Source organism: Vibrio sp. A1-b2 (assembly GCF_021726015.1).
Taxonomy (GTDB): Bacteria; Pseudomonadota; Gammaproteobacteria; order Enterobacterales; family Vibrionaceae; genus Vibrio; species Vibrio diazotrophicus.
Genome location: NZ_JAKKCI010000026.1, coordinates 1 through 1,164, shown reverse-complemented (window position 1 = coordinate 1,164; position 1,164 = coordinate 1). Strand labels below are relative to the sequence as shown.

The following is a 1,164-nucleotide window of genomic DNA, read 5'->3' as shown; positions in this document are numbered from 1 at the left end:
TGGGCTGCAAAAGAAGCAGGTAGTTTAACCTTCGGGAGGACGCTTGCCACTTTGTGGTTCATGACTGGGGTGAAGTCGTAACAAGGTAGCGCTAGGGGAACCTGGCGCTGGATCACCTCCTTACGTAAAGATTCTCTTGATGAGTGTCCACACAGATTGATTAGGTTTAGAAAGATAAGAGTATATTGCAAAGTGATTTTCCTTAGTTCAAGGAAGGCAATTGACGAAGAAAGGAGTTTACATAGGTAAATGACTGACTGAGGATAAGCAGCCTGACGCAGAAATAAGAAAAAGCACGAAGCAAGAAGTTGGGTCTGTAGCTCAGGTGGTTAGAGCGTTCGCCTGATAAGCGAGAGGTCGGTGGTTCAAGTCCACTCAGACCCACCAAATCTTCTTTCTTCTTCGTTAAATTATTCGTCGTGTATTGATATACACGTCCTCATAATTTGCCTTGAATAAAAAAAGATTACATTTTCCTTTGTGAAAATGACCTACGATGGGGTTATAGCTCAGCTGGGAGAGCGCCTGCCTTGCACGCAGGAGGTCTGCGGTTCGATCCCGCATAGCTCCACCATCTTTAAGCATTCTTACGAGTGTGTTTAAAAATGGTTTTCGTAAACTCTTTGTTTATAAAAACTCTTGCTCTTTAACAATTTGGAAAGCTGACAAATAACAATTTTTGATTGAATTGTTATTTATTAAAAGTTCTCAAATCCTATGTCTCTTAGAGATGTAGGTACCAATACACATTCAAGTGTTCTTGGGAATCTTACTTTTTAAGTAAGTATTCATATTTGAGTCCGGCAAAATCGAAATGTCTCTCGCTCATTCAAATAATGAGAGACAACTAAACCTTGGTTGTTTGCCATACATAAGACCTCTTGGGGTTGTATGGTTAAGTGACTAAGCGTACACGGTGGATGCCTTGGCAGTCAGAGGCGATGAAGGACGTATTAACTTGCGATAAGCGTAGATTAGGCAGTAAAAGCCACTTGAGTCTACGATTTCCGAATGGGGAAACCCACTCACATAAGTGAGTATCATTAACTGAATACATAGGTTAATGAGGCGAACCGGGAGAACTGAAACATCTAAGTACCCCGAGGAAAAGAAATCAATTGAGATTCCGAAAGTAGCGGCGAGCGAAATTGGATTAGCCCTTAA

At 41.5% G+C, this 1,164-nt stretch carries 2 tRNA genes and 2 rRNA genes; all 4 read left to right on the top strand.

Annotation, left to right across the window (positions count from 1 at the left end):
- Positions 1–123 (top strand): 16S ribosomal RNA (locus tag L3V23_RS21250); the annotation flags it as partial.
- Positions 124–310: 187 nt separating this feature from the next.
- Positions 311–387: transfer RNA gene (locus L3V23_RS21245), tRNA-Ile, on the top strand.
- 111 nt (positions 388–498) lie between these two features.
- Positions 499–574 (top strand) — tRNA-Ala (locus L3V23_RS21240).
- 319 nt (positions 575–893) lie between these two features.
- Positions 894–1,164 (top strand): 23S ribosomal RNA (locus L3V23_RS21235); the annotation flags it as partial.